Origin of the sequence: Nonomuraea sp. NPDC049269, assembly GCF_043197155.1 — a bacterium.
Classification (GTDB): domain Bacteria; phylum Actinomycetota; class Actinomycetes; order Streptosporangiales; family Streptosporangiaceae; genus Nonomuraea.
Map to the genome: position 1 here is coordinate 368,054 of NZ_JBICSO010000013.1, position 19,742 is coordinate 387,795.

21 protein-coding genes are annotated in these 19,742 nt (G+C 70.9%); 13 read left to right on the top strand and 8 right to left on the bottom strand.

Features of this window, described 5'->3' with window-relative positions; genetic code table 11:
- The first annotated feature begins 163 nt into the window (after positions 1-163).
- A complete protein-coding gene (locus ACGFNP_RS55740) occupies positions 164-3,160 on the top strand; it encodes an AAA family ATPase (RefSeq protein ID WP_393332576.1) in 2,997 nt (998 codons plus the stop codon).
- Here the strand turns inward: ACGFNP_RS55740 and ACGFNP_RS55745 are convergent.
- Positions 3,129-3,704 (bottom strand): helix-turn-helix domain-containing protein, encoded by a 576-nt coding sequence (locus ACGFNP_RS55745; RefSeq protein ID WP_358318158.1) that lies wholly within the window; start codon positions 3,702-3,704, stop codon positions 3,129-3,131. The genes ACGFNP_RS55740 and ACGFNP_RS55745 overlap by 32 nt on opposite strands.
- A gap of 93 nt (positions 3,705-3,797) precedes the next feature.
- Between ACGFNP_RS55745 and ACGFNP_RS55750 the strand changes: the two genes are divergently transcribed.
- Positions 3,798-4,112, top strand: coding sequence for a rhodanese-like domain-containing protein (locus tag ACGFNP_RS55750; protein ID WP_393332526.1), 315 nt, complete (start codon positions 3,798-3,800; stop codon positions 4,110-4,112).
- Positions 4,113-4,208: 96 nt separating this feature from the next.
- Entirely contained in the window at positions 4,209-5,504 is a 1,296-nt protein-coding gene (locus ACGFNP_RS55755) for an FAD-dependent oxidoreductase (protein WP_393332529.1), read from the top strand.
- On the opposite strand, the gene ACGFNP_RS55760 is transcribed toward ACGFNP_RS55755, so the two are convergent.
- A complete protein-coding gene (locus ACGFNP_RS55760) occupies positions 5,455-6,708 on the bottom strand; it encodes an ArgE/DapE family deacylase (protein WP_358318155.1) in 1,254 nt (417 codons plus the stop codon). The two genes, ACGFNP_RS55755 and ACGFNP_RS55760, sit on opposite strands and share 50 nt — an antisense overlap.
- Before the next feature lie 66 nt (positions 6,709-6,774).
- On the opposite strand from ACGFNP_RS55760, the gene ACGFNP_RS55765 reads away from it, so the two are divergent.
- The gene (locus ACGFNP_RS55765) at positions 6,775-7,746 is read left to right on the top strand and encodes an endonuclease/exonuclease/phosphatase family protein (RefSeq protein ID WP_393332533.1); all 972 of its coding nucleotides are present in this window, start codon (positions 6,775-6,777) and stop codon (positions 7,744-7,746) included.
- Between the two features lie 76 nt (positions 7,747-7,822).
- Positions 7,823-8,116, top strand: a complete 294-nt coding sequence (locus ACGFNP_RS55770; RefSeq protein ID WP_214643809.1) for a co-chaperone GroES — start codon at positions 7,823-7,825, stop codon at positions 8,114-8,116.
- Here ACGFNP_RS55770 and ACGFNP_RS55775 read toward each other — a convergent pair.
- Both ACGFNP_RS55775 and ACGFNP_RS55780 read right to left on the bottom strand, forming a co-directional pair.
- Positions 8,113-9,132, bottom strand: coding sequence for a hypothetical protein (locus ACGFNP_RS55775; protein ID WP_393332536.1), 1,020 nt, complete (start codon positions 9,130-9,132; stop codon positions 8,113-8,115). The genes ACGFNP_RS55770 and ACGFNP_RS55775 overlap by 4 nt on opposite strands.
- 54 nt (positions 9,133-9,186) lie before the next feature.
- On the bottom strand, positions 9,187-9,642 hold the full coding sequence (locus tag ACGFNP_RS55780; protein WP_393332539.1) for a TIGR02611 family protein: 456 nt from the start codon (positions 9,640-9,642) through the stop codon (positions 9,187-9,189).
- A 162-nt stretch (positions 9,643-9,804) separates the two neighbouring features.
- On the opposite strand from ACGFNP_RS55780, the gene ACGFNP_RS55785 reads away from it, so the two are divergent.
- The 4 genes from ACGFNP_RS55785 (at position 9,805) to ACGFNP_RS55800 (ending at position 13,433) form a co-directional block, all read left to right on the top strand.
- The gene (locus ACGFNP_RS55785; protein WP_393332542.1) at positions 9,805-10,713 is read left to right on the top strand and encodes an aryldialkylphosphatase; all 909 of its coding nucleotides are present in this window, start codon (positions 9,805-9,807) and stop codon (positions 10,711-10,713) included.
- Between the two features lie 33 nt (positions 10,714-10,746).
- On the top strand, positions 10,747-11,136 hold the full coding sequence (locus tag ACGFNP_RS55790; RefSeq protein ID WP_358318150.1) for a PPOX class F420-dependent oxidoreductase: 390 nt from the start codon (positions 10,747-10,749) through the stop codon (positions 11,134-11,136).
- A 48-nt stretch (positions 11,137-11,184) separates the two neighbouring features.
- Entirely contained in the window at positions 11,185-12,714 is a 1,530-nt protein-coding gene (locus ACGFNP_RS55795) for a sensor histidine kinase (RefSeq protein WP_393332545.1), read from the top strand.
- A gap of 68 nt (positions 12,715-12,782) precedes the next feature.
- A complete protein-coding gene (locus ACGFNP_RS55800; RefSeq protein WP_214643784.1) occupies positions 12,783-13,433 on the top strand; it encodes a response regulator transcription factor in 651 nt (216 codons plus the stop codon).
- On the opposite strand, the gene secY is transcribed toward ACGFNP_RS55800, so the two are convergent.
- Positions 13,434-14,723 carry a preprotein translocase subunit SecY gene (gene secY / locus ACGFNP_RS55805; protein WP_358318148.1) on the bottom strand — a complete coding sequence of 430 codons (1,290 nt, stop codon included), beginning with the start codon at positions 14,721-14,723 and terminating at the stop codon, positions 13,434-13,436. It lies immediately after the preceding gene.
- Between the two features lie 88 nt (positions 14,724-14,811).
- On the opposite strand from secY, the gene ACGFNP_RS55810 reads away from it, so the two are divergent.
- The gene (locus tag ACGFNP_RS55810) at positions 14,812-15,396 is read left to right on the top strand and encodes an AAA family ATPase (protein ID WP_358318147.1); all 585 of its coding nucleotides are present in this window, start codon (positions 14,812-14,814) and stop codon (positions 15,394-15,396) included.
- On the opposite strand, the gene ACGFNP_RS55815 is transcribed toward ACGFNP_RS55810, so the two are convergent.
- Positions 15,393-16,172 carry a putative hydro-lyase gene (locus ACGFNP_RS55815; protein WP_393332549.1) on the bottom strand — a complete coding sequence of 260 codons (780 nt, stop codon included), beginning with the start codon at positions 16,170-16,172 and terminating at the stop codon, positions 15,393-15,395. The genes ACGFNP_RS55810 and ACGFNP_RS55815 overlap by 4 nt on opposite strands.
- 75 nt (positions 16,173-16,247) lie before the next feature.
- Between ACGFNP_RS55815 and ACGFNP_RS55820 the strand changes: the two genes are divergently transcribed.
- Positions 16,248-17,879, top strand: a complete 1,632-nt coding sequence (locus ACGFNP_RS55820; RefSeq protein WP_358318145.1) for a sodium:solute symporter family protein — start codon at positions 16,248-16,250, stop codon at positions 17,877-17,879.
- Positions 17,876-18,037 carry a hypothetical protein gene (locus ACGFNP_RS55825; protein ID WP_393332552.1) on the top strand — a complete coding sequence of 54 codons (162 nt, stop codon included), beginning with the start codon at positions 17,876-17,878 and terminating at the stop codon, positions 18,035-18,037. Before ACGFNP_RS55820 ends, ACGFNP_RS55825 begins: the two co-directional genes overlap by 4 nt.
- A 55-nt stretch (positions 18,038-18,092) precedes the next feature.
- Here the strand turns inward: ACGFNP_RS55825 and ACGFNP_RS55830 are convergent, their stop codons facing one another.
- Both ACGFNP_RS55830 and ACGFNP_RS55835 read right to left on the bottom strand, forming a co-directional pair.
- Positions 18,093-18,329 carry a hypothetical protein gene (locus ACGFNP_RS55830; protein WP_358318143.1) on the bottom strand — a complete coding sequence of 79 codons (237 nt, stop codon included), beginning with the start codon at positions 18,327-18,329 and terminating at the stop codon, positions 18,093-18,095.
- Positions 18,329-18,553, bottom strand: a complete 225-nt coding sequence (locus ACGFNP_RS55835; RefSeq protein WP_219533279.1) for a DUF6158 family protein — start codon at positions 18,551-18,553, stop codon at positions 18,329-18,331. Before ACGFNP_RS55835 ends, ACGFNP_RS55830 begins: the two co-directional genes overlap by 1 nt.
- Positions 18,554-18,650: 97 nt before the next feature.
- On the opposite strand from ACGFNP_RS55835, the gene ACGFNP_RS55840 reads away from it, so the two are divergent.
- A complete protein-coding gene (locus tag ACGFNP_RS55840; protein WP_393332556.1) occupies positions 18,651-19,583 on the top strand; it encodes a LysR family transcriptional regulator in 933 nt (310 codons plus the stop codon).
- The last annotated feature ends 159 nt before the right edge of the window (positions 19,584-19,742 follow it).

Sequence of the window (19,742 nt, forward strand, 5' to 3'; positions counted from 1 at the left end):
CAACAACCTTATTCGCGATCCACGCCGTACCTTAGATGTGCGGGGGCTCTCCCTAGCTGCGAGGTTCCAGAGCATCGGCCGCGCTTCGGGCGGCAGCCTGCCTACGGCGTCTGCCGTACGTCGGATCTGTACAAGATTGTCGGCAGGTGCGAGTGTGTCGGTCATGCGCGGGATGGTGGTCAGCCCGGTCTTCGTGGGACGACACGAGGAGCTCGCGACCCTGGCGAGTGAGCTGTCCAAGGTACAAACGGGACGTGCCTGTTTTGTCCTGGTCGGTGGCGAGGCGGGCATCGGTAAGACACGCCTGGTCGATGAGGCCACCCGGCTGGCCGAGACGTCCGGCCTTCGTGCCCTCACCGGCCGCTGCGTGGAGCTCGGCCCGGAAGGGCTGCCGCTGGCGCCGCTGGCCGAGGCGTTGCGGACGCTGAGCCGGTCGGCCTCGCCGGAGCAGGTGGACGCGTGGCTGGGGCCCGCCCGGGGTCCGCTGGCCCACGTGCTGCCCAGCCTGGAGCCGATTCCCGGCACGGCTGCCGATCAGGGCGCGCACCTTCCCGAGCTGGTGCTGGGGATGATCGAACGGCTCAGCGCGGACCGGCCGCTGATGCTGGTCCTGGAGGACCTGCACTGGGCCGACCAGAGCACGCTGAACCTGCTCACGTACCTGATACGAACTCTGCGCGAGGCCCCCGTGCTGATGGTGGGGACCTACCGGTCCGACGAGATCCACCGCAGGCACCCGCTGCGCCCGCTGCTGAGCGGCTGGGAGCGGATGCGCCAGGCGCGCCGCCTGGAACTGGTCAGGTTCCGCCGCGACGAGGTGGCCGCCCAGGTCGCGGCCATCCTCGGCCGGCCCGCCGACCCCGGCACGCTCGACCTGGTACTGGATCGTTCCGAGGGGAACGCCTTCCTGGTCGAGGAGATGGTCGAGGTGGTACGCGACGGCGGCGGCGATGCCGCCGGGCTGTCCCCGACGCTGCGCGACCTGCTGCTGATCCGCGCCGAGGCTCGCTCGGCGGCGGCCCAGCGGTTACTCCGTGCGACGTCGGCGGCCGGACGGCAGGTGCCCGAGCGGCTGCTGGCGGCGGTGGCCGGAGGGGAGCCGGCGGCGCTGTTCGAGGCGCTGCGCGAACTCGTGGAGAACCATCTGCTGCTGGTGGACGAGGGCGGCCAGGGGTACGCCTTCCGGCACGCCCTGGCCAGGGACGCGGTCTATCACGACATGCTGCCCGGCGAACGGGCCGGCTGGCACGTGGCGTACGCGCAGGCGCTGTCGTCCAATCCCGATCTTGCCGCCGATCAGGCGGGAGCGCCCGCGGCGCTGGCTCATCACTGGCTGGCCGCGCTCGACCTGCCCGCGGCGCTCCCCGCGCTGCTGGCAGCGGCCAAGACGTCGGCGATGTACGCGCCGGCCGAGCAGCTCACGCACCTGGAACGGGCTCTGGAGATCTGGCCCCGGGTGCCGGACGCCGCCGCGCTGACCGGCACCGACCTGATCGAGGTGCTGACGGAGGCCGGGGACGCCGCCTACCGGGCCGGATCGGTGGACCGGTCACGCTCCCTGGTGGGCCAGGCGCTGGCCGAGCTGGGCGAGAACGGCTCGGTCTCCCGGCGGGCTCTGCTCATGTGGCGCCGCGGGCGCACGCTGCTCGACCTCGGACAGCATGACGAGAGCATCTCGATCCTGCGGGCGGCGCTCGACCTACTGCCCGCCGAGCCGCTGGAGTACGCCCACGCCGCGCTGCTGACCCCGCTCGCCGCAACGTACATGCGCGACGGTTCCATGCAGGAGGCGGCGACCGTCGCCGAACGCGCTGTAGCCGTGGCCACGGCGGTGGGTGCGCACACCGAGCAGGCCGAGGCCCTGATCACCCTGGGCTGGGTGCGGGCGTTCCTCGGCGAGGCCGAGGCCGGCATCGCCACGCTGATGGACGGACTGCGGCTGGCCGAGCAGATCGGCGCGGTGGAGACGGCGATGCGCGGCTGGACCAACTCCAGTGACGCGCTGGAGATGTTCGGCCGCCACCAGGAGGCCATCGACAGCGCGAACGCGGGCCTGGAGCTGGCCCGGCGCACCGGCAGCGTCCGCACTCACGGCGCCTACCTGGCCGGGAACATGATCGAGTCCATGGTGCACCTCGGACACTGGCAGGAGGCGCGGCGGGCGATCGCGCAGGCACTGCGCAGCGAGCCGGAAGGGCTGTTCTCCGCGGCGCTGCTCGAAAGAGCGGCGCAGATCGCCGTGCTGAGCGGGCGGGGCGAGGAGGCCGCCCGGATCGCCGGCCAGGCCAGGGCTATGGTGATCGACTCCAACGAGCCCCAGTTCCTGCACCCGCTGGCCGGTGACCTGGCCGAGGCGCAGCGCCTGGCCGGTGACCTGGACGCCGCCCTCGCGACGATCACCGAGGCGCTCCGGCATCCCGGCCACGCCCATCTGGCCCGCTTCTCCCTGCCGCTCATCTGGCTGGGCACCAGGATCGGGATCGACCGGGCCATCCTTGCCCGCGACAGGCGAAAGGCCGGCCCATCCGACGAGATCGTCGAACAGCTGGTCGCCATGGTCGGCGACTTTCCCGTGATCACCCCCGCCGACCAGGGGTACGCCCTGATGATCGCGGCCGAGCAGACCCGGCTCCCAACGGCTGGTCCCCCGTCCAGCCAGGAGTGGCATGGCGCCGTCACGGCCTGGCGGGCCGCGGACGAGCCGTACATGCTGGCCTACTGCCTGTTCCGGCTGGCGGAGCGGCAGTGCGCCACGAGTGATCGGGGCGAAGCGGTGCGGGCGGCCGCCGAGGCGTCCCGGCTGGCCGCGAGGCTGGGCGCCGAACCGCTGTCCGCCGAGATCGACGCCCTGGCCAGGCGGGCCCGGCTGGTGCTCAGCGACGAGGTCTCCGAGGAGCCGGCGCCCACCTCACCGGATCCGATGGCGCAGTTCGGCCTGACCGAGCGTGAGCGCGAGGTCCTCGGCCTGCTCGCCGCCGGACGGTCCAACTCCCAGATAGCGGCGGAGCTGTTCATCAGTCCCAAAACGGCGAGCGTGCACGTGTCCAACATCCTCGCCAAGCTGGGCGTGACCGGCCGGGTCGAGGCCGCCGCCCTGGTCCACCGGCTCGCCCCGTCTCATCCTGCGCTCATCCCACCAGGGCCCCGACCAGGGCGGTGATCGCGTCGCGTGCGCGAGCCTCGCCGTACTCCTGCCTGAGCACGCCCGCCACCTCGGCCGCGGTGGCCGCGAGCAGCGCGTGCGACAGCACGTCGGCGTCGGACCCCGGACGCGACGCCGCCAGCAGGATGGCCGTGTGGCGGTGCCAGAAGCGATAGGCCCCGATCCGGTAGCGGGCGCCCGGACTGGCCGTCTCGGACATGCGTACCAGGTCGAGGTGGGCGAACAGATAGTCCAGATAGGCGTCGACGAAGGCGGTGAGCCGGTCGCGGGCGGGCGCGCCGGGACCCAGCGGCGGCGGGCCGGACAGGATGCGTTCCTGCAGCACCCGTTCGCGCTCGTCGAGCAGCGCCACCGCGAGCCCGGACTTGTCACCGAATCTGCGGAACAAGGTCCCCTTCCCCACCCCTGCCTCGGCGGCGATCGCGTCCATGGAGACCGCTTCGACCCCCTTCTCGGCGAACAGCCTGGCCGCGGCGGACAAGATCTTCCCCCTGTTGCGCGCCGCGTCCGCGCGTTCGTTGACCTGACGGCCGTGGAGCATTTCCAGCGGCTGCCTTGACGAACCGGACCGCGGTCCGTTAGCTTTCGAGCGATCCACAAACCGGACTGTAGTCCATTTGAACCGGAGGCCACAATGACCATAACCCGTGAAGAGCTCCATGCGGCACTCGGCACGGTCACCGTGCTCGACACGCTGGGCGGCGGCTACTACGCCCAGCAGCATCTGCCCGGCGCCATCGCGCTGGTCGAGAGCGAGGTCGCCGAGCGGGCTCCCGCGTTGCTGCCCGACAAGGACGCGCCGATCATCACGTACTGCTCGAATCCGGCTTGCAACAACAGCAAGGCCGTCGCTCGCCGCCTGACCGCGCTCGGCTACACGAACGTGCGCAGGTACGTCGAGGGGATCGAGGACTGGGTCGGGGCGGGCCTGCCCGTGGAATCCTCGTAGAACATCGTTCTTGGAGCGTGCCAAAGGACGTGGAACCGGACCTGCGGCCTGGGTGACCCTCTGGAAAGCCAGATCTTTCTTCAGGGGGAATCAACCATGGACCACGCCGTCGTCATCGGCGCGAGCATGGCGGGCCTGCTGTCCGCCGCCGCGCTCCACCGCAGGTACGCCAGGGTCACCGTGATCGATCGCGACACGCTGCCCACCGTCGACGTCCATCGCAAGGGCGTCGGCCAGAGCCGCCACGCGCACGGCCTGCTCGCCAGGGGCCGTGAGGTCATGGACGAGCTGCTGCCCGGGCTCACCGCCGAACTCGTCGCGCAGGGCGCGCTCCTGGGCGACCTGCAGAGCCAGGCCCGCTGGATCCACGGCGGGCAGCCGCTCGCCCGCGCGGAGAGCGGTCTGCTCGGGCTGTCGCTCAGCCGGACGCTGCTCGAAGGCCAGATCCGCCGCCGTGTCACCGCCCTGCCCGGCGTGCGCGTGCTGGACGACCGCGCCGTCACCAGCCTGCTCGCCCAGCAGGGCCGGGTCACCGGCGTGCGGCTGGCGAACGGCGACCCGATGCCCGCCGACCTGGTCGTCGACGCCTCGGGGCGGGGCTCGCGCACGCCGTTCTGGCTGTCCGAGCTCGGCTACGACCGGCCCGCCGAGGAGCGGGTGACGATCGATCTGAGGTACGGCACGCGCGAGTTCCGTCGCCGGCCGGACCAGCTCGACGGCGATCTGGTCCTCGTGGTGGTGCCCACGCCCGAGATCCCGCGCGGCGGGGTGGCGCTGGCGCTGGAGGACGACCGCTGGGTCGTGACCATGGCCGGATACGGCGGCGCCGGACCGGAGCTGCCGCTGCGGCAGTTCGCCGCCTTCGCCGAGACACTGACCGCCCCCGACCTGCACCGGCTGATCACCGTCGCGGAGCCGATCGGGGAGCCGCGCTCGTACCACACCCCGGCCAGCGTCAGGTACCGCTACGAGCGGCTCTCCCGCTTCCCGGAGGGCCTGCTGGTCGTCGGGGACGCCCTCTGCGCGTTCAACCCGTTCTACGGCCAGGGCATGTCGGTCGCCGCGCTGGAGGCCAAGGCCCTGCTCGACCCCGACCTGCGTCCGCTGCCGTTCTTCAGGCGGATCACCAAGGTGCTCGACGCGCCCTGGGACATCGTGGTCGGCGGGGACCTGCGGCTGCCCGGCGTGGAAGGGGAGCTCACACCGAAGATCCGGATGGTCAACGCCTATCTGGAGCGCTTCCACGCGGCGGCGGCACACGACGCCGACCTGGCCAGGCGCTTCCTCCGGGTGGCGAACCTGATGGACGCGCCGCCGTCGCTGATGAGTCCGGGGGCGCTGCTCAGAGTGTTCCGCAACGGCGCACCACGAGCGTTGCCAGCGCTCGTGTGACCTCGCGCAGCTCCCGCAGCTCGACCTGCTCCCTGGGGGCGTGCGCGTACCGCACGTCGCCAGGGCCGTAGTGCAGCGCCGGGATCCCGCCCGCGGCGTAGAGCCGCAGGTCGCTCCCGTACGGCGCGGCCTTCTCGATCGGCCGCGTGCCCGTCGTGTCGGCGACGGCCCCGGCCACCTCCGCCAGCAGCGGGTGCGCCTCGGGCAGCCGTCCGCTGGCGAACTGCCCGCCCGGCCAGGTGATCGCCGGCGGGTGGTCGCGCAGCCACGGGTGCGCGACCGCCAGCACCGCCGCCTCGAACGCGGCCCGCGCCGCCGCCGGATCCTCGCCGAGCCTGACCCCCATCCGGCCCTCCGCGACGAGAAGGTCGGGCACGCTGCTCGCCCAGTCACCCGCCCGCACGGTGCCGATCTCGATCGGGTACGGCATCGCGTTCCCGTCGAACAGGGCCGGCACGTCACGGTTGCGCTCGGCCTCCAGGCGCCGGATCGCCTCGAACACCGGCCAGAACACCTCGACCGCGTTGACCCCCTCGTACCGGGTGGCCCCGTGCGCGGCCCGGCCGGCCACCTCCAGCCGGAACGTCAGCGCCCCCGCGTTGGCCGTGATGACGGCGCCGCCGGTCGGCTCGGTGATGACCGCCGCCTCCGCCGTGTGGCCCCTGGCCAGCGTGGCGAACGCGCCGAGGCCGCCGTCCTCCTCGCTGATCACGCAGTGCACGGCGAGCGGCCTGGCCAGCCGTACGCCGGCCTTCTTGAGCGCGCGGACGACGGCGAGGTTGGCCACCAGCCCGGCCTTCATGTCGCAGGCGCCGCGGCCGTGCAGGGTGTCGCCGGTGATCCGGGCGGCGAACGGGTCGTTGCCCGCCCACTTGGCCGGGTCGCCGATGGGCACCACGTCGACGTGGCCCTGCAGCGCCAGTGCCGGGATGCCTTCGCCGCCGGTCACGGCCACCACGCCATAGCCCTCGGTCCTGGGGGCCTCGGTGCCGGGGAAGCCCGTGCGGCGGCCGAGGGCGTCGAGGTCCAGTTTCCAGACGTCCACGTCCAGATCCGCCTCGGTGAGCACGCGGGCGAGGCGGTGCTGCAGATCGGATTCGGCGTCGGTCCCGGTCACGCTGGGCACTCTGACGGTCTCGGCCAGCAGATTCACGGTCTCGGTGTCGTCGATGGCCTGGAGGACCCTGGCTTCCGCGTCGCGCATGAAGCACACGATCTCATGACGTGAACTCAGGTAGTTATTCGTGGCAATACAAGAGAGGAGGTGCGTGTGCGAAGCGCTTTGGTGTGGTTGGTGGTGGCTCCGTTCGCGGTATGGGCGGCGCTGCGGTGGAGCCCGTACGACGGGTTGTGGCCATGGGTGCCGATCGTGGCGTACACGCCGTACGCGGCGGCGGCGTCCGTGCTTGGGCTCGTCCTGGCCGGAGCGCTGCGGCGGCGGGTGGCGGGAGCGGTCGCGCTCGTCACCGTGGCGGCGCTGGCGCTGGCCGTACTGCCTCGCTGGTTCTCCGACGCCGACGCCGAGGTCGCCACCGCGACCGGCAGCGGCAGCGGCAGCGGCGAGCCGGTCGCGGGAGGGCGCACGCTGCGGGTGCTGGCGGCCAACCTGATGGTGGGCTCGGGTGACCCGGCAGGGCTGATGGAGCTGGTCACCAGGCTCCGGCCGGACGTGCTGACGCTGCAGGAGCTCACGCCGAAGGCCGCGGCGGCCCTGGAGCAGGCGGGGCTGCGCAAGGTGTTGCCGCAGGCCGTGGTCCGCGCGCTGCCCGGCGTGGGCGGTTCCGGCGTCTACTCGCTCTATCCGCTCACGGCGGGGCCGGCCATCCAGTTCGGCGCGTTCGGGCAGGCCAGAGCGGTGCTCACGGCGCCGGGCGGGACGAAGATCGAGGTGGTGTCCGTGCACCCGTGCGCGCCCCAGTACGTCGGGCCGACGCTCTGCTGGCGGCAGGGGCTGGTCGCCCTGCCGCGCGGCGGCGGGGTCACGCGGGTGCTCGCGGGTGACTTCAACGCCACGCTCGACCACGTACCGATGCGCGACCTGCTGGCCGCCGGCTACCGCGACGCGGCGGACGTCACCGGGCGGGGGCTCACCGCGACGTACTGGCCCAAGGGCGGGCGGGCTCCCGGCGTGGTGATCGACCACGTGCTGGCCTCCGCCGGGATGGGGGTGCGCGCGTTCACGGTCGAGCGGCTGGAGCGCACCGACCACCGGGCCGTCTTCGCCGAGCTCACGCTGCCCTGACGGCCCAGTTGCCGGGCAGCGGGGGCCCGGCTGACCGTAAACTGGGCGCGTGGTAGCACCCAAGTTCGAGATACAGATGCTGAACGACCGGGTGATGATCCGGCTGGAGCAAGAGACCGAGGAGCGGCGCAGCGGCTCCGGGATCGTCATCCCCGCGACGGTCAAGATGGCCAACCGGCTGGCCTGGGGCGAGGTCTGCGGGGTCGGCTCGAACGTGCGCGCGGTCAAGGTGGGCGACAAGGTGCTGCTCAACCCGGAGGACCAGTTCGAGGTGGAGCTGCACTCGCAGGTCTACCTCGTCATGCGCGAGCGCGATCTGCACGCCGTCGCCACCCAGGAGACCGACCACGGCACCGGCCTCTACCTCTAGCCCCGACGGAAGGTAAGCCAGAGGTTCGCCTTCCACGTCTGGGACGGGATGGCGGCCAGCACCCGGGTCACCTTGCCCGTCAGGTCGACCACCGACAACCGGTAGGCGCCCTGATGGGCCATGACCGCGATGACATGGCTCTCGTCCCACCAGCCGAACAGCATCTCCGGACTGACGGCCACCCGGCTCGCGATCTTGCCGGTGGCCGGGTTCACCAGGCAGAGCTGCTCCTTGAAGCGTGACGGGCACCACGTGGTCAGGCGGCTGCCCGACGGCGAATAGGCGTCCTCCGGGCCGGTCGGCAGCCCGACGCCCGCGAACGTGCGTAGCGTCGCGCCGTCACTGGCCCGGTAGGTCCGCAGGCCGTCACCGAACCTGGCGACGAGGTCGCCGCCGGGGCTCCACCAGAAGTCCGCTGCCCCGTCGAGCCCGGCGGGACGGACCGTGCGCGCGGTGCCCGTCACCACGTCGACGACGGTGAAGCCGACGGCGCGCCACTTCCCGCCGACCTTCTGCTCGACGGTGAGCGCCACCCGCTTGCTGTCGCGCGACCAGGAGATGTACGAGGCGGCCAGCGGTTTCTTGACCGTGCGCACCCGCTTGCCCTTGCCGCTCGCGCGGTCGGTGAGGAGCAGGGAGTCGTAGCCGGCTCGGTAGGACTTCGGGACGCCGGCGACCGTGGCGGCGTCGGGCGAGACCGCCGCCTCCGACAGGGTCGGCTGCTGGGCGAATGTGTTGCCGGTCCTGGCCCTGAGGTAGGTGCTCTTGGTGCCCAGGCCGTAGGTGCTGAGCCGTACGGGATCACCCGCTTTTTCCAGATATTTCACACTGACGCCGGGGAGGGGCAGTGTGTCCGCCTGGGCGGTGGAGAGCTCGGCGGCCGGGAGCTTCGCGACTGCTGGGAGCTCGGCGGCTGCCGGGGGCTCGGCGGCTGCCGGGGGCTCGGCGGCTGCCGGGGGCTCGGCGATCGGAGCGAGCAGGGTGAGCGACAGGGCGACGGCGATGTGGGCGATCACGCCCGCAGGATAGGCCGCGCACGGCGCCGTTTCCGGCAGCGATAACGACCCGATCTAGATAATGCGCCGAGCCAGTTCGATGAGATCGATGCCCAGCGTCCTGAGCCCGAAATAGACGATCACGGCCGCCGCGGCCACGGTCACGATGAGCACGATGACGCGGATCAGCCAGCCCTGCCGCTTGTACCATTCGGTCCAGTCGTGCAGCAGCCGCTTGCCGAACTCCAGCGCCCGGCGCGCCCAGTGAAACTCGGTGGCCAGCACGGCCAGTCCCGCAAACACGATCAGCCAGCCCGGACCGGGGAACGGCACCATGATCAGCCCGCCCACCACCATGATCGCGCCGATGGTGCCGATGACGATCTTCAGCGTGAGCCGGCCGGCGCGGGTGGACCGGACGCCGTCCAGCCAGCCGTGGATGCCCGAACGGCGCTCGGGCATGCTGGAACGGTCGGCCGACTCGTCCTTGATCGCGTCGGCGTCTCCGGTCTCGGAGTCCTGGATCGGCAACGTACTCCCCCGCATGGTCGATGTGCCCCCAAGAATACGGCCCCAGAACCCGTTATAGGCTCCCATATCAAGCCCACAACCCGCCCTATCCACAAACCACCACAAACGTAAAATTTCGTGCTTCTATCGGCGACTTCGGGCAAAAATCGGTTAACGTCTCCTATGCCCGAGGCCCTGCTTCGTACCGTCACCGGTCCCGTTCCCGCGACCGCCATCGACGGTCCTGTCCTATCCCGTGAGCACCTGCGCACCGACATGCGCTGGGCGGTCGGCATCGACTCCGACCCCTACCGCTGGCTCGACGAGGATCAGACCGTCACCGCCGAACTCCTCGAGCTGCGCCAATCCGACCAGCTCGGTTTGGTCGTCGACCTCACCTGCCTGGGCATGGGCCGCGACGCCGCCGCCCTGGCCCGGATCGCGGTCGGCAGCCGGGTCCCGGTGATCGCCTCGACCGGCCTGTTCGCCGGACCGTTCACCGGTTCTCCTGACGCGGACGTCGAGACGCTCACGAAACGGCTGATGAGCGAGATCTCCGACGGTCTCGACGGCGTCGGCGTGTTCCCCGGCGTGATCGGCCAGGTCGGCTGCTGCGGCACCGAGCCCACCGCGGCCGAGGAACGCGGCCTGATCGCCGCCGCCCGCGCCGCGCTGGCCTCGCGCCTGCCCGTCGCCACGTACGGGCACAACGGGCTGGCCATGCTGGAGATCCTCCTTGGCGAGGGCCTGCCCGGCGCCCGGGTGAGCATCGGCTACGCGGGCGCCGACCCGGTCATCGCCCGCAAGATCGCCGAGGCCGGCGCGTACGTCAGCCTGGGCTCGCTCGGCTCCGGCCCGGACCAGTCGGCCAGGATCGCGCTCGACCTCATCGAGGACGGCCACGCCGACCGCCTCCTGCTCAGCACCGGCGTGAGCCGGATCGCGCAGGTCAACCGGTACGGCGGGCCCGGCTACGCCCACCTCTTCCACACGCTGCTGCCGCGCCTGCGCGAGTCGGGGGTCGGCGAGGACACGATCGACCTGGTCACCCGCGCCAACCCGCTGCGCTGGCTCACCAGCGGATCAGCTTGACCTGAACCGCGCTTGAGGTAGCACTCTCCTCTCATGACATTCACCCAGGAAGAGCTGGACTACCTCGCCACCCAGCGGCTCGGCCGGCTGGCCACGATCTCGCCCGAGGGACAGGTACAGAACAGCCCCGTCGGCTTTTTCGTGGACGCCGAAGCAGGCGCGATCACGATCGGCGGCCACAATCTCGGCAAGTCCAAGAAATATCGGAACATCGCGGCGGGCAGCACGGTCGCCTTCGTCGTGGACGAGCTGGCCTCCACCGACCCGTGGGTGGTACGCGGGGTCGAGATCAGGGGAACGGCGCAGGCGCTCGCCGACCAGCAGCCGCCGTTCCCCGGCTTCAGCGCCGAGCTGATCCGGATCACCCCCAACAAGATCATCTCGTGGGGCCTGGGCGGTCCGCCCGCCAACCGGAAGGCCTGAAACTGGCTAGGATTAGGGGCTGAGCCAGCCTGGCCAGGTGGGGGGACGGTGACCGAGCACACGCACAGCGGTGGTGGCCGTCGTAGGCCGTTCAAAGCGCTGTCCCGGATGGCCCGGCTGGGTGACATCCCGGTCGTGGTCATGCTGGCCTGGGCCGGTTGGCTGGCCGTCCCGTGGTCGTTCAGCGGCCTGGCCCAGGCTCGCGCGGCCGCTGCCGCCGCCGCCGCGGAGGCCGAACCGCCACCGGCCGTCTCCTCCGACGCCGTACGGGGCGGCGTGCTCGCGAGCGTCGACGTCTTACGGGGTGGCACGCTCGGGAGTGCGACACCCGCCATGGCCTGGGGCATCCCGGCCCACAGCGTCGCTCCGGCGCCCCGGACGGTCCGTGCCTCCCGTGACGACGCACCGGGTGACGGGGGCCAGGCAGCCGAGCCCGGGTGGGCGCCCTGCGACGACGGCGCCGCCGTTTCCACCGTCTGGCCGCTCCATGACGACGCCCCCACCGCCGTCCGGTCGCTCCGCAAAGACGCCCCCACCGCCGTCCAGTCGCTCCACGACGACACCGCCACCGCCGTACAGCCGCTCCACGACGAGGACGTGGCTGTCGGTCGGCCGTGCCACGGACAAGTCGTGCCACCGACGACTGGCGGGGCACCCTGCGACGGGGCTGGGGTCCGCGCGCTTGACGAGGGCATCTCGGCTCCGGCCATCTCCTGGCTGTACGAGGGAGACGCGACCTCGTCGCCCTATGAGGGAGACGCGACCTCCTGGCCGTACGAAGAAGGCGCGAACCAGGCGAGCGGGTGGGCGGCGGCGGATGTGCTCGCCGTTGAGCGGGCGCGGATCGCCGGGGAGGTGCACGATGCCGCCGGGCACGGGCTGGCGGCCATCGCCATGCAGGCCGGGCTCGCGCTCATCACGCTCGACGACGACCCTGAGCAGGCGCGTGCCTCGCTGCTGGCGATCAAGGAGACCAGCACGACGGCGCTCACCCAGCTACGCGCGGCGCTCGACCGCCTCGACCCGCGCGACAGCACCCACGGCCTTGGCAACGGTGTCCACGATCTGCCGAGCCTGATCGACGGGGTCCGGGCCGCGGGGCTGCCGGTGGACGTGGAGCCCGCCGATGCCGCCGTGCCCGCTCACCTCAGCGCGACCGTGTACGGGGTGGTGCGCGAGTCGCTCACCAACGTGCTGCGCCACGCCGGCCCGACCAGAGCGCTCGTACGGCTGTCCGGCGACCCGGCCGGGCTCGTCCTGGAGATCGCCGACCGTGGCGTCGGCCGGTCGGGTGATGCCGACGGGCGCGGCCGGTCGGATTCGGCCGACGGGCGTGGCTGGTCAGGGACGGCCGAGGGCCGGGGGCTGGCCGGGATGCGGGCCAGGGTGACCGCGGCGGGCGGCCACTTCACCGCGGGCCCGCGGGACGGCGGCGGCTTCCAGGTCCTCGCCACGTTCCCCGAGAGCACCACGCCCCAGCGCGCCGCATCCCAAAGCGCCACACTCCAGGGCGCCGTAGATCACCAGGACGCGTCAGATCGTCTGAACAGCGTCGACTCCCCGGCAGACCTGACGTGACCGGGCCCTACTCCGCTCCTCCACCCCCCGCCGAACCCGACCCGCCGGCCGAACAGACCAGCGGCCCGGTGATCCGGGTGGCCGTCGCCGATGATCAGGCCGTCGTGCGGATGGGGCTCAGGGCGCTGCTGGAGCGGGAGCCGGGGCTGGAGTGCGTCGGTGAGGCGGCCGACGGCGCGGCGGCGCTCCAGCTCATCCGCCGCACCCGGCCGGACGTGCTGCTGCTCGACATCCGCATGCCCGGCATGGACGGCCTGGCGACGCTGCGGGCCATCGCCGGTGATCGTGAGCTGAGCGGTACCAGGATCGTGGTGGTGACCACGTTCGCGGTGGACGAGTACGTCTTCGCCGCGCTGCAGGCCGGCGCCAGCGGGTTCCTGCTCAAGGACAGTGCCCCGGACGAGCTGGCCGGCGCGGTGCGGGTGGTGGCCGCGGGCGAGGCGCTGCTGTCGCCCGCGATCACCAGGAAGGTCATCGGCCTGTTCGGCCGGCACGGCACCGAGCCGGTCGAGGGTCTTGAGACCCTCACGCCCCGCGAACGCGAACTCGTCGCCTGGGTGGCCACCGGCAGGTCCAACGAGGAGATCGCCAAGGAGCTGGTGATCAGCCCCGACACCGTCCGTACGCACGTCAGCCGGGCCATGGTCAAGCTGCGCGCCCGCGACCGCGCCCAGTTGGTGGTGTTCGCCATGAGAGCGGGGCTGGCCGTACCGACGTGACTATCTGAGGAAGCCCTCGTAGTTGCGCTGCTGGAGCTGTGCCTCGATCTGTTTCACCGTGTCGAGCCCCACCCCCACCATGATCAGGATGCTGGTGCCCCCGAACGGGAAGTTCTGCTGCGTACCCGGATCCCGCAGGATCGCGAAGGCCAGCAGCGGCAGCAGCGCCAGCACCCCCAGGTAGACGGCGCCGGGCGCGGTCAGCCGCGACAGCACGTACGCCAGGTACCGCGAGGTCGGCTTGCCCGGGCGCAAGCCGGGCACGAAACCGCTGTACCGCTTCATGTTGTCCGCCACCTCGACGGGATTGAAGGTGATCGACACGTAGAAGTACGCGAATCCCACGATCAGCAGGAAAAATCCGATCATGTAGAGCGGGTGCGTCCCGCCGGTGAGGTTCCGCGACAGCCACCCGCCGACCTCGTCACCCAGCATCGGAGCGAGCAGCGTCGGCAGGTACAGCAGCGACGTGGCGAAGATGACCGGCGCGATGCCCGCCTGGTTGACCTTCAGCGGAATGTAGGTGCTGGTCCCGCCGTACACGCGCCGCCCCACCGCCCGCTTGGCGTACTGCACGGGGATGCGCCGCTGCGCCTGCTCCATGAACACCACGGCCGCCACCAGGAACACCCCGGTCACCAGCATCACCACGAAGGCGAACGGGCTGAGCATGAAGATGGTCGACATGTACGACGGGAAGTAGGCCACGACCTGGGTGAACATCAGGATCGACATCCCGTTCCCGATCCCCCGGTCGGTCACCAGCTCGCCCAGCCACATCACCATGCTGGTGCCCGCGACCATGGTGAACACCACCACCGCGACGCCCAGCAGGCTCTCGTCGCGCAGCAGCGGCCGCGCGCACCCCGGCAGCAGCTGCCCGCCGCGCGCCAGCGCGACGACCGTGGTGGCGTTGAGCACCGCCAGCCCCACGGTCAGGTACCGCGTGTACTGGATGATCTTCGCCTGCCCCGACTGCCCCTCCTTCCTGAGCGTTTCGAGTCGCGGCACGACGACGGCCAGCAGCTGCATCACGATGCTGGCGGTGATGTACGGCATGACGCCCAGCGCGAAGACCGACAGCTTCAGCATCGCGCCCCCGCTGAGCAGCTGAACCATGTCGAACAACCCGCCGCGCGCCGTCCCCAGGCACTGCTGGACCGCCACGACGTCCACCCCCGGCGACGGCATGATCTGCCCCAGCCGGAACAGCCCGATGACGGCCAGCGTGAACAGCAACTTCTTACGGAGATCCGGCACCCGGAACGCCCTGAACAGCACGGTCAGCATGAGCCGAGTCTGTCGGCGCCCCCGCCGGAGGTCGTCCGCCGAGGAGCGGCACCCGCCTACGCAAATCCGCGTACGCGAGACTGATCACATGAGCACGCTATGGGTCATCAGCGGGCCGCCGGGGGCGGGCAAGTCCACCGTCGCGGCGGAACTGCTCGCCCGCCTCGACCCACCCCCCGCCCTGCTCGACAAGGACACCGTGTACGGCGGCTTCGCCGCCGAGATCCTCCAGGGGTACGGCCGCCACCACGGCGAGCGCGAGGGCCCGTGGTACGACGAGCACATCAAGGTGCACGAGTACGCGGGCCTCACCAGGACGGCCAGGCAGATCCGCGAGCACGGCTGCCCGGTGCTGCTCGACGGCCCGTTCACCACGCAGGTGCACTCGGCGGAGCTGTGGGACAGGTGGGCCGATGAGCTGGGTGGTCCCCCGATCAGGCTGATCTGGGTCCGCTCCGACGGGCCGACCCTGCGCGAGCGCCTGGTGGCCAGGGGGTTCGAGAAGGACGCGGGCAAGCTGGCGGCGTTCGACGCCTACCTGGCGGCGATCCGGGTGTCCGAGCCGCCGGCCGTACCGTACCTGGAGATCGACAACCGGCGTGGCGCGCCGCCGGTCGGCGCGCAGCTCACGGCGGCGGGCCTGCCGCCGCAAACTCGGCCGATATCCACTTAAGGCACTCGATAATCGTCGTCACGCGCGTCGATGATCGCCATGTGACCCGGCAGATGGCCGATGGCGAAGTCGACGCCGCTGGCCATGATCACCGCCTGCGGCGTCACGCCGCACGCCCAGAACAGCGGCACCTCGCCGGGCCGCACCTCCACCGGATCGCCGAAGTCGGGGCGGCCGAGGTCGGCGATCCCGATCGCGGCCGGGTCACCCACGTGCACGGGCCCCCCGTGCACCTGCGGATAGCGGCGGGTGACCTCGATCGCGACGTCCACCAGCGCCGCCGGGACCGGCCGCATCGACACGACGAGCGGGCCGGACAGCGTGCCGGACGGCTGGCACGCCACGTTCGTCCGGTACATCGGCACGTTCGTCCCCATGTCCAGATGCCTGATCGGCACCCCGGACCGCAGCAGCGCCTGCTCGAAGGTGAAGCTGCAGCCGATGAGGAACGCCACGAGATCGTCACGCCACTCGCCGACCACGTCGTCGAGGTCAGCGACGGCCTGACCGTCGCGATAGAGGCGGTACCCGGGCAGATCGGTACGCAGATCGCCGGGGAACAGCGCGGTGGACCACGCCCCCGGCTCCCCCACGTCCAGCACCGGGCACGCCTGCGCGTTCCGGTGCGCGAACAGCAGCAGCTCGTACCCCAGCTCCCTGGGCACGGCGATCAGGTTGGCCTGCGTCCACCCGGCGCACCAGCCCGCGGTCGGCACCCGCTCGCCCGCGCGGAAGCGCTCCCGCGCCTGCGCCGGGGTCAGGTCTGCGACATCCACGCTTCGACAGTACGCCGGGAAACCGGGGCCGCAATCTCCGGCATAATCCGATCTATCGGGGTAGTAACGAACGCCGTGCGCCTTGATGTGAACCTCCTCGACTACGCGCTCATCGCGATCTACTTCGCGACCGTGCTCGGCATCGGGTTCGCCGCGAAGCGACGGATCAGTTCGAGCCTCGACTTCTTCCTGGCCGGCCGTGGACTCCCGCCGTGGATCACCGGTCTGGCCTTCGTCTCGGCCAACCTGGGTGCGATCGAGATCCTGGGAATGGCCGCCAACGGCGCCCAGTACGGCGCCATGACCGTGCACTACTACTGGATCGGCGCCGTGCCGGCGATGGTGTTCCTCGGCATCGTGATGATGCCGTTCTACTACCGCTCGAAGGTACGCAGCGTCCCCGAGTTCCTGGGGCGCCGCTTCAACGGCGCCACCCAGCTGCTGAACGCGATCTCCTTCGCCGTGGCCCAGATCCTCATCGCCGGGGTCAACCTCTACGCGCTCGCGCTGGTCATGGAGGCCCTGCTGGGCTGGCCGCTGCCGGTGTCGGTGGTGGTGGCGGCGGTGATCGTGCTGTCGTACATCACGCTCGGCGGGCTGTCGTCGGCGATCTACAACGAGGTCCTGCAGTTCTTCGTCATCCTGGCCGGGCTGATCCCGCTGACCATCCTCGGGCTGAACCAGGTGGGCGGCGTCTCCGGGCTGTTCGACAAGGTACGGCAGAGCGCGCTCGGCGAGGCCGGGCTGCACACCTGGGCCGACACCGCGGGCAAGAACCCGATGGAGGCCCACTGGCTCGGCATCGTGTTCGGCCTGGGCTTCATCCTGTCCTTCGGCTACTGGACCACGAACTTCGCCGAGGTGCAGCGGGCCTTATCCGCAAGGAACACCAACGCCGCCCGGCTCACCCCGATCATCGCGGCCTACCCGAAGCTGTTCATCCCGCTGGTGACCGTGTTGCCAGGGTTGATCGCTCTTGTCCTGTTCAAGGACTTAGGTAAGGGCCAGGCCTACAACAACGCGATCCCGCTGCTCATGGGGAGCCTGCTGCCCAACGGGGTGCTCGGGGTGGCGGTGACCGGGCTGCTGGCCTCGTTCATGGCCGGGATGGCGGCCAACATCAGCGGGTTCAACACGGTGTTCACCAACGACATCTGGCAGGCGCACCTGGCCAAGGACCGCCCGGACGACTACTACCTGCGGGTCGGCAGGATCGCCACCGTCGCGGGCGTCGCGCTGGGCGTCGGCACCGCGTTCATCGCGGCCGGCTACTCCAACATCATGAACTACCTGCAGGCGCTGTTCTCGTTCTTCAACGCGCCGCTGTTCGCGACCTTCATCGTCGGGCTGTTCTGGAAACGGATGACGCCGTGGGCCGGCTTCTGGGGCCTGCTCGCGGGGATCGGGTCCGGGTTCGCCTCGTACATCTCGTACAAGGCCGGGATCCTCGACTTCGGCACCGAACTGAACGCCAGCTTCTGGGGCGCGGGCGTGGCCTTCGTGGTCGACGTGATCGTCTCGGTGCTGGTCACCCTGGTGACCACGGCCAAGCCTGAGGAGGAGCTGCGCGGGCTGGTGTACGGCCTCAGCGCGGCCGACCTGTCGGACGACGCCCTGGCCGGTGACAAGAAGTGGTACCGCTCGCCCGTGATCCTCGGGACGGGCGCGATCGTCATAGCCGCCGCGCTGTACGGAGTGATCCTGTGAGTGACATCAGAATGGTGATCGGCGGGCTGTTCCTGATCTACGGGGTGATCCTCATCGTCGCCGGGGTGGTGGGGGCGGCGGTCAACCTGTGGACCGGGCTGGCCATGGCGATCTTCGGCGGCGCCTTCGTGATCTGGGCCCGCGTCAAGCGCGTCTGACGCCCGGGGGCGGCCGGCCCGATGGCCCGCCGCCCCTGTCCCGGTCGTGAAACTTTCAGTAATCGAGCCCGAACGTATGGGCGCCCAGGCCGAACCCCCCTCCTTTCGGCACCACGTACCCCTGCTCGACCAGCATCGCCAGGCTCCGGCGTACCTCGTCCTCCTCCAGGCCGGTCGCGCGGACGAGCGCCGGAAGCTCCGCGCCGCCGGACTCGACCGCCTGCGAGGCGAGCGCCTCGTACACGTGGATGTCGACGTCGGACAGTGCCTGCACGTCGTGTTCTCCGGCCATCAGCGCCGCCTCGCCCCGTCTCTGAGCCTGCCCGGGTCGACGTCGCGTTCCGGGTAGCGGCGCAGATACTCGGTCTCCAGTTCGTTGGTCCGCGAGGTGTGGCGGGCGAACGCGGCGGCCGAGCCGTGCAGCAGGGCGTCGGTACGTGTCGCGTGCAGTTGCCGCAGCTCACGCAGCAGGTCGTCGTCCTCGAGTTGCGCTGGATCGATTCCCATCGTCGTCATGGCCTACCCCCTACCCCAGAAGACACCCGACAATATCTGTCACATTTCATGACATAAGGGCATTGTCGGAAGGAGATGACCGCCTTACCTTCCCGTTATGGACCTTGAGCTCAGGCACCTCAGGATCGTTCGCGCGGTCGCGGACGCGGGAAGTGTGAGCAAGGCCGCGTCCCTGCTCGGGCTGGCGCAACCGGCCCTCACCGCACAGCTCAAACGCATCGAGAGGGTGCTCGGCGGCACCCTGTTCGAGCGCGACAGGCACGGCGCCCGGCCCACCCGGCTCGGCGAGCTGGTGCTCGCCCGGGCCCGGGTACTCCTCCCGGCGGCCAAGGAACTGCAGGATGAGGCCGTACGGTTCGCTCACGCCCCCTCCCCCGGCTTCCGCATCGGCGCCACCAACGGGCCGATACTCGGCGGCCTCGTCGACCGGCTCGCCGCGGAACGGACGGTGAGCACGTACACCTCATGGTCGGCCGGCGAGCTCACCACCATGGCCGAGCTCGGCCGGCTCGACTACGTGCTGACCGGCGCCTGCGGCGACGGCGGCACGCCCATGGGCTCGCTGCGCTGGGAGACGATCAGCTACGACCCGGTCTTCACCCTGGTCGCCGACACCCACCCGCTGGCCGGCGAGAAGGAGCTGGAACTGTCCGAACTCGCCCCGGAAAGCTGGGCCGTCACCCCCGGCGACGGCTGCTTCGCCGACTGCTTCGCCACGGCCTGCGCCCGCGCCGGCTTCACCCCTGGAACGATCTACGAAACCGACGTGGCGACCTGCACCCACCTCGCGCGGGTCGGCCGGGCCGTGGTGCTCTGCCAGGCCACCCACCAGGCCGCCCCCGGCCTGGCCATGATCCCGCTCGCCGGCGCGCCGCTGCGCTGGCGGCAACTCCTCGGCCACCACCCCGCCGCCCCCGACGCCACCTGGGTCATGGAACAGGCCAAACAGACACACGCCGAGGTGGTACGGCGAAGCCCCGTCTACCAGGACTGGCTGGTGCGGAACACCGGATTCGGCACCACTCCCTAGCGCACGGACAGGGCCGGGGAGCGCATCCAACCGCTCCCCTCTCCCGCTTCCCGGTCCCGAGCGGCTAAGAGCTGTTTCTTAGATCTGCTGACTAATTGTGGTGATGTTGTCACGATTGGTGTATGGGTCGTGGTGATTTAACGAACGCAGAATGGGAAC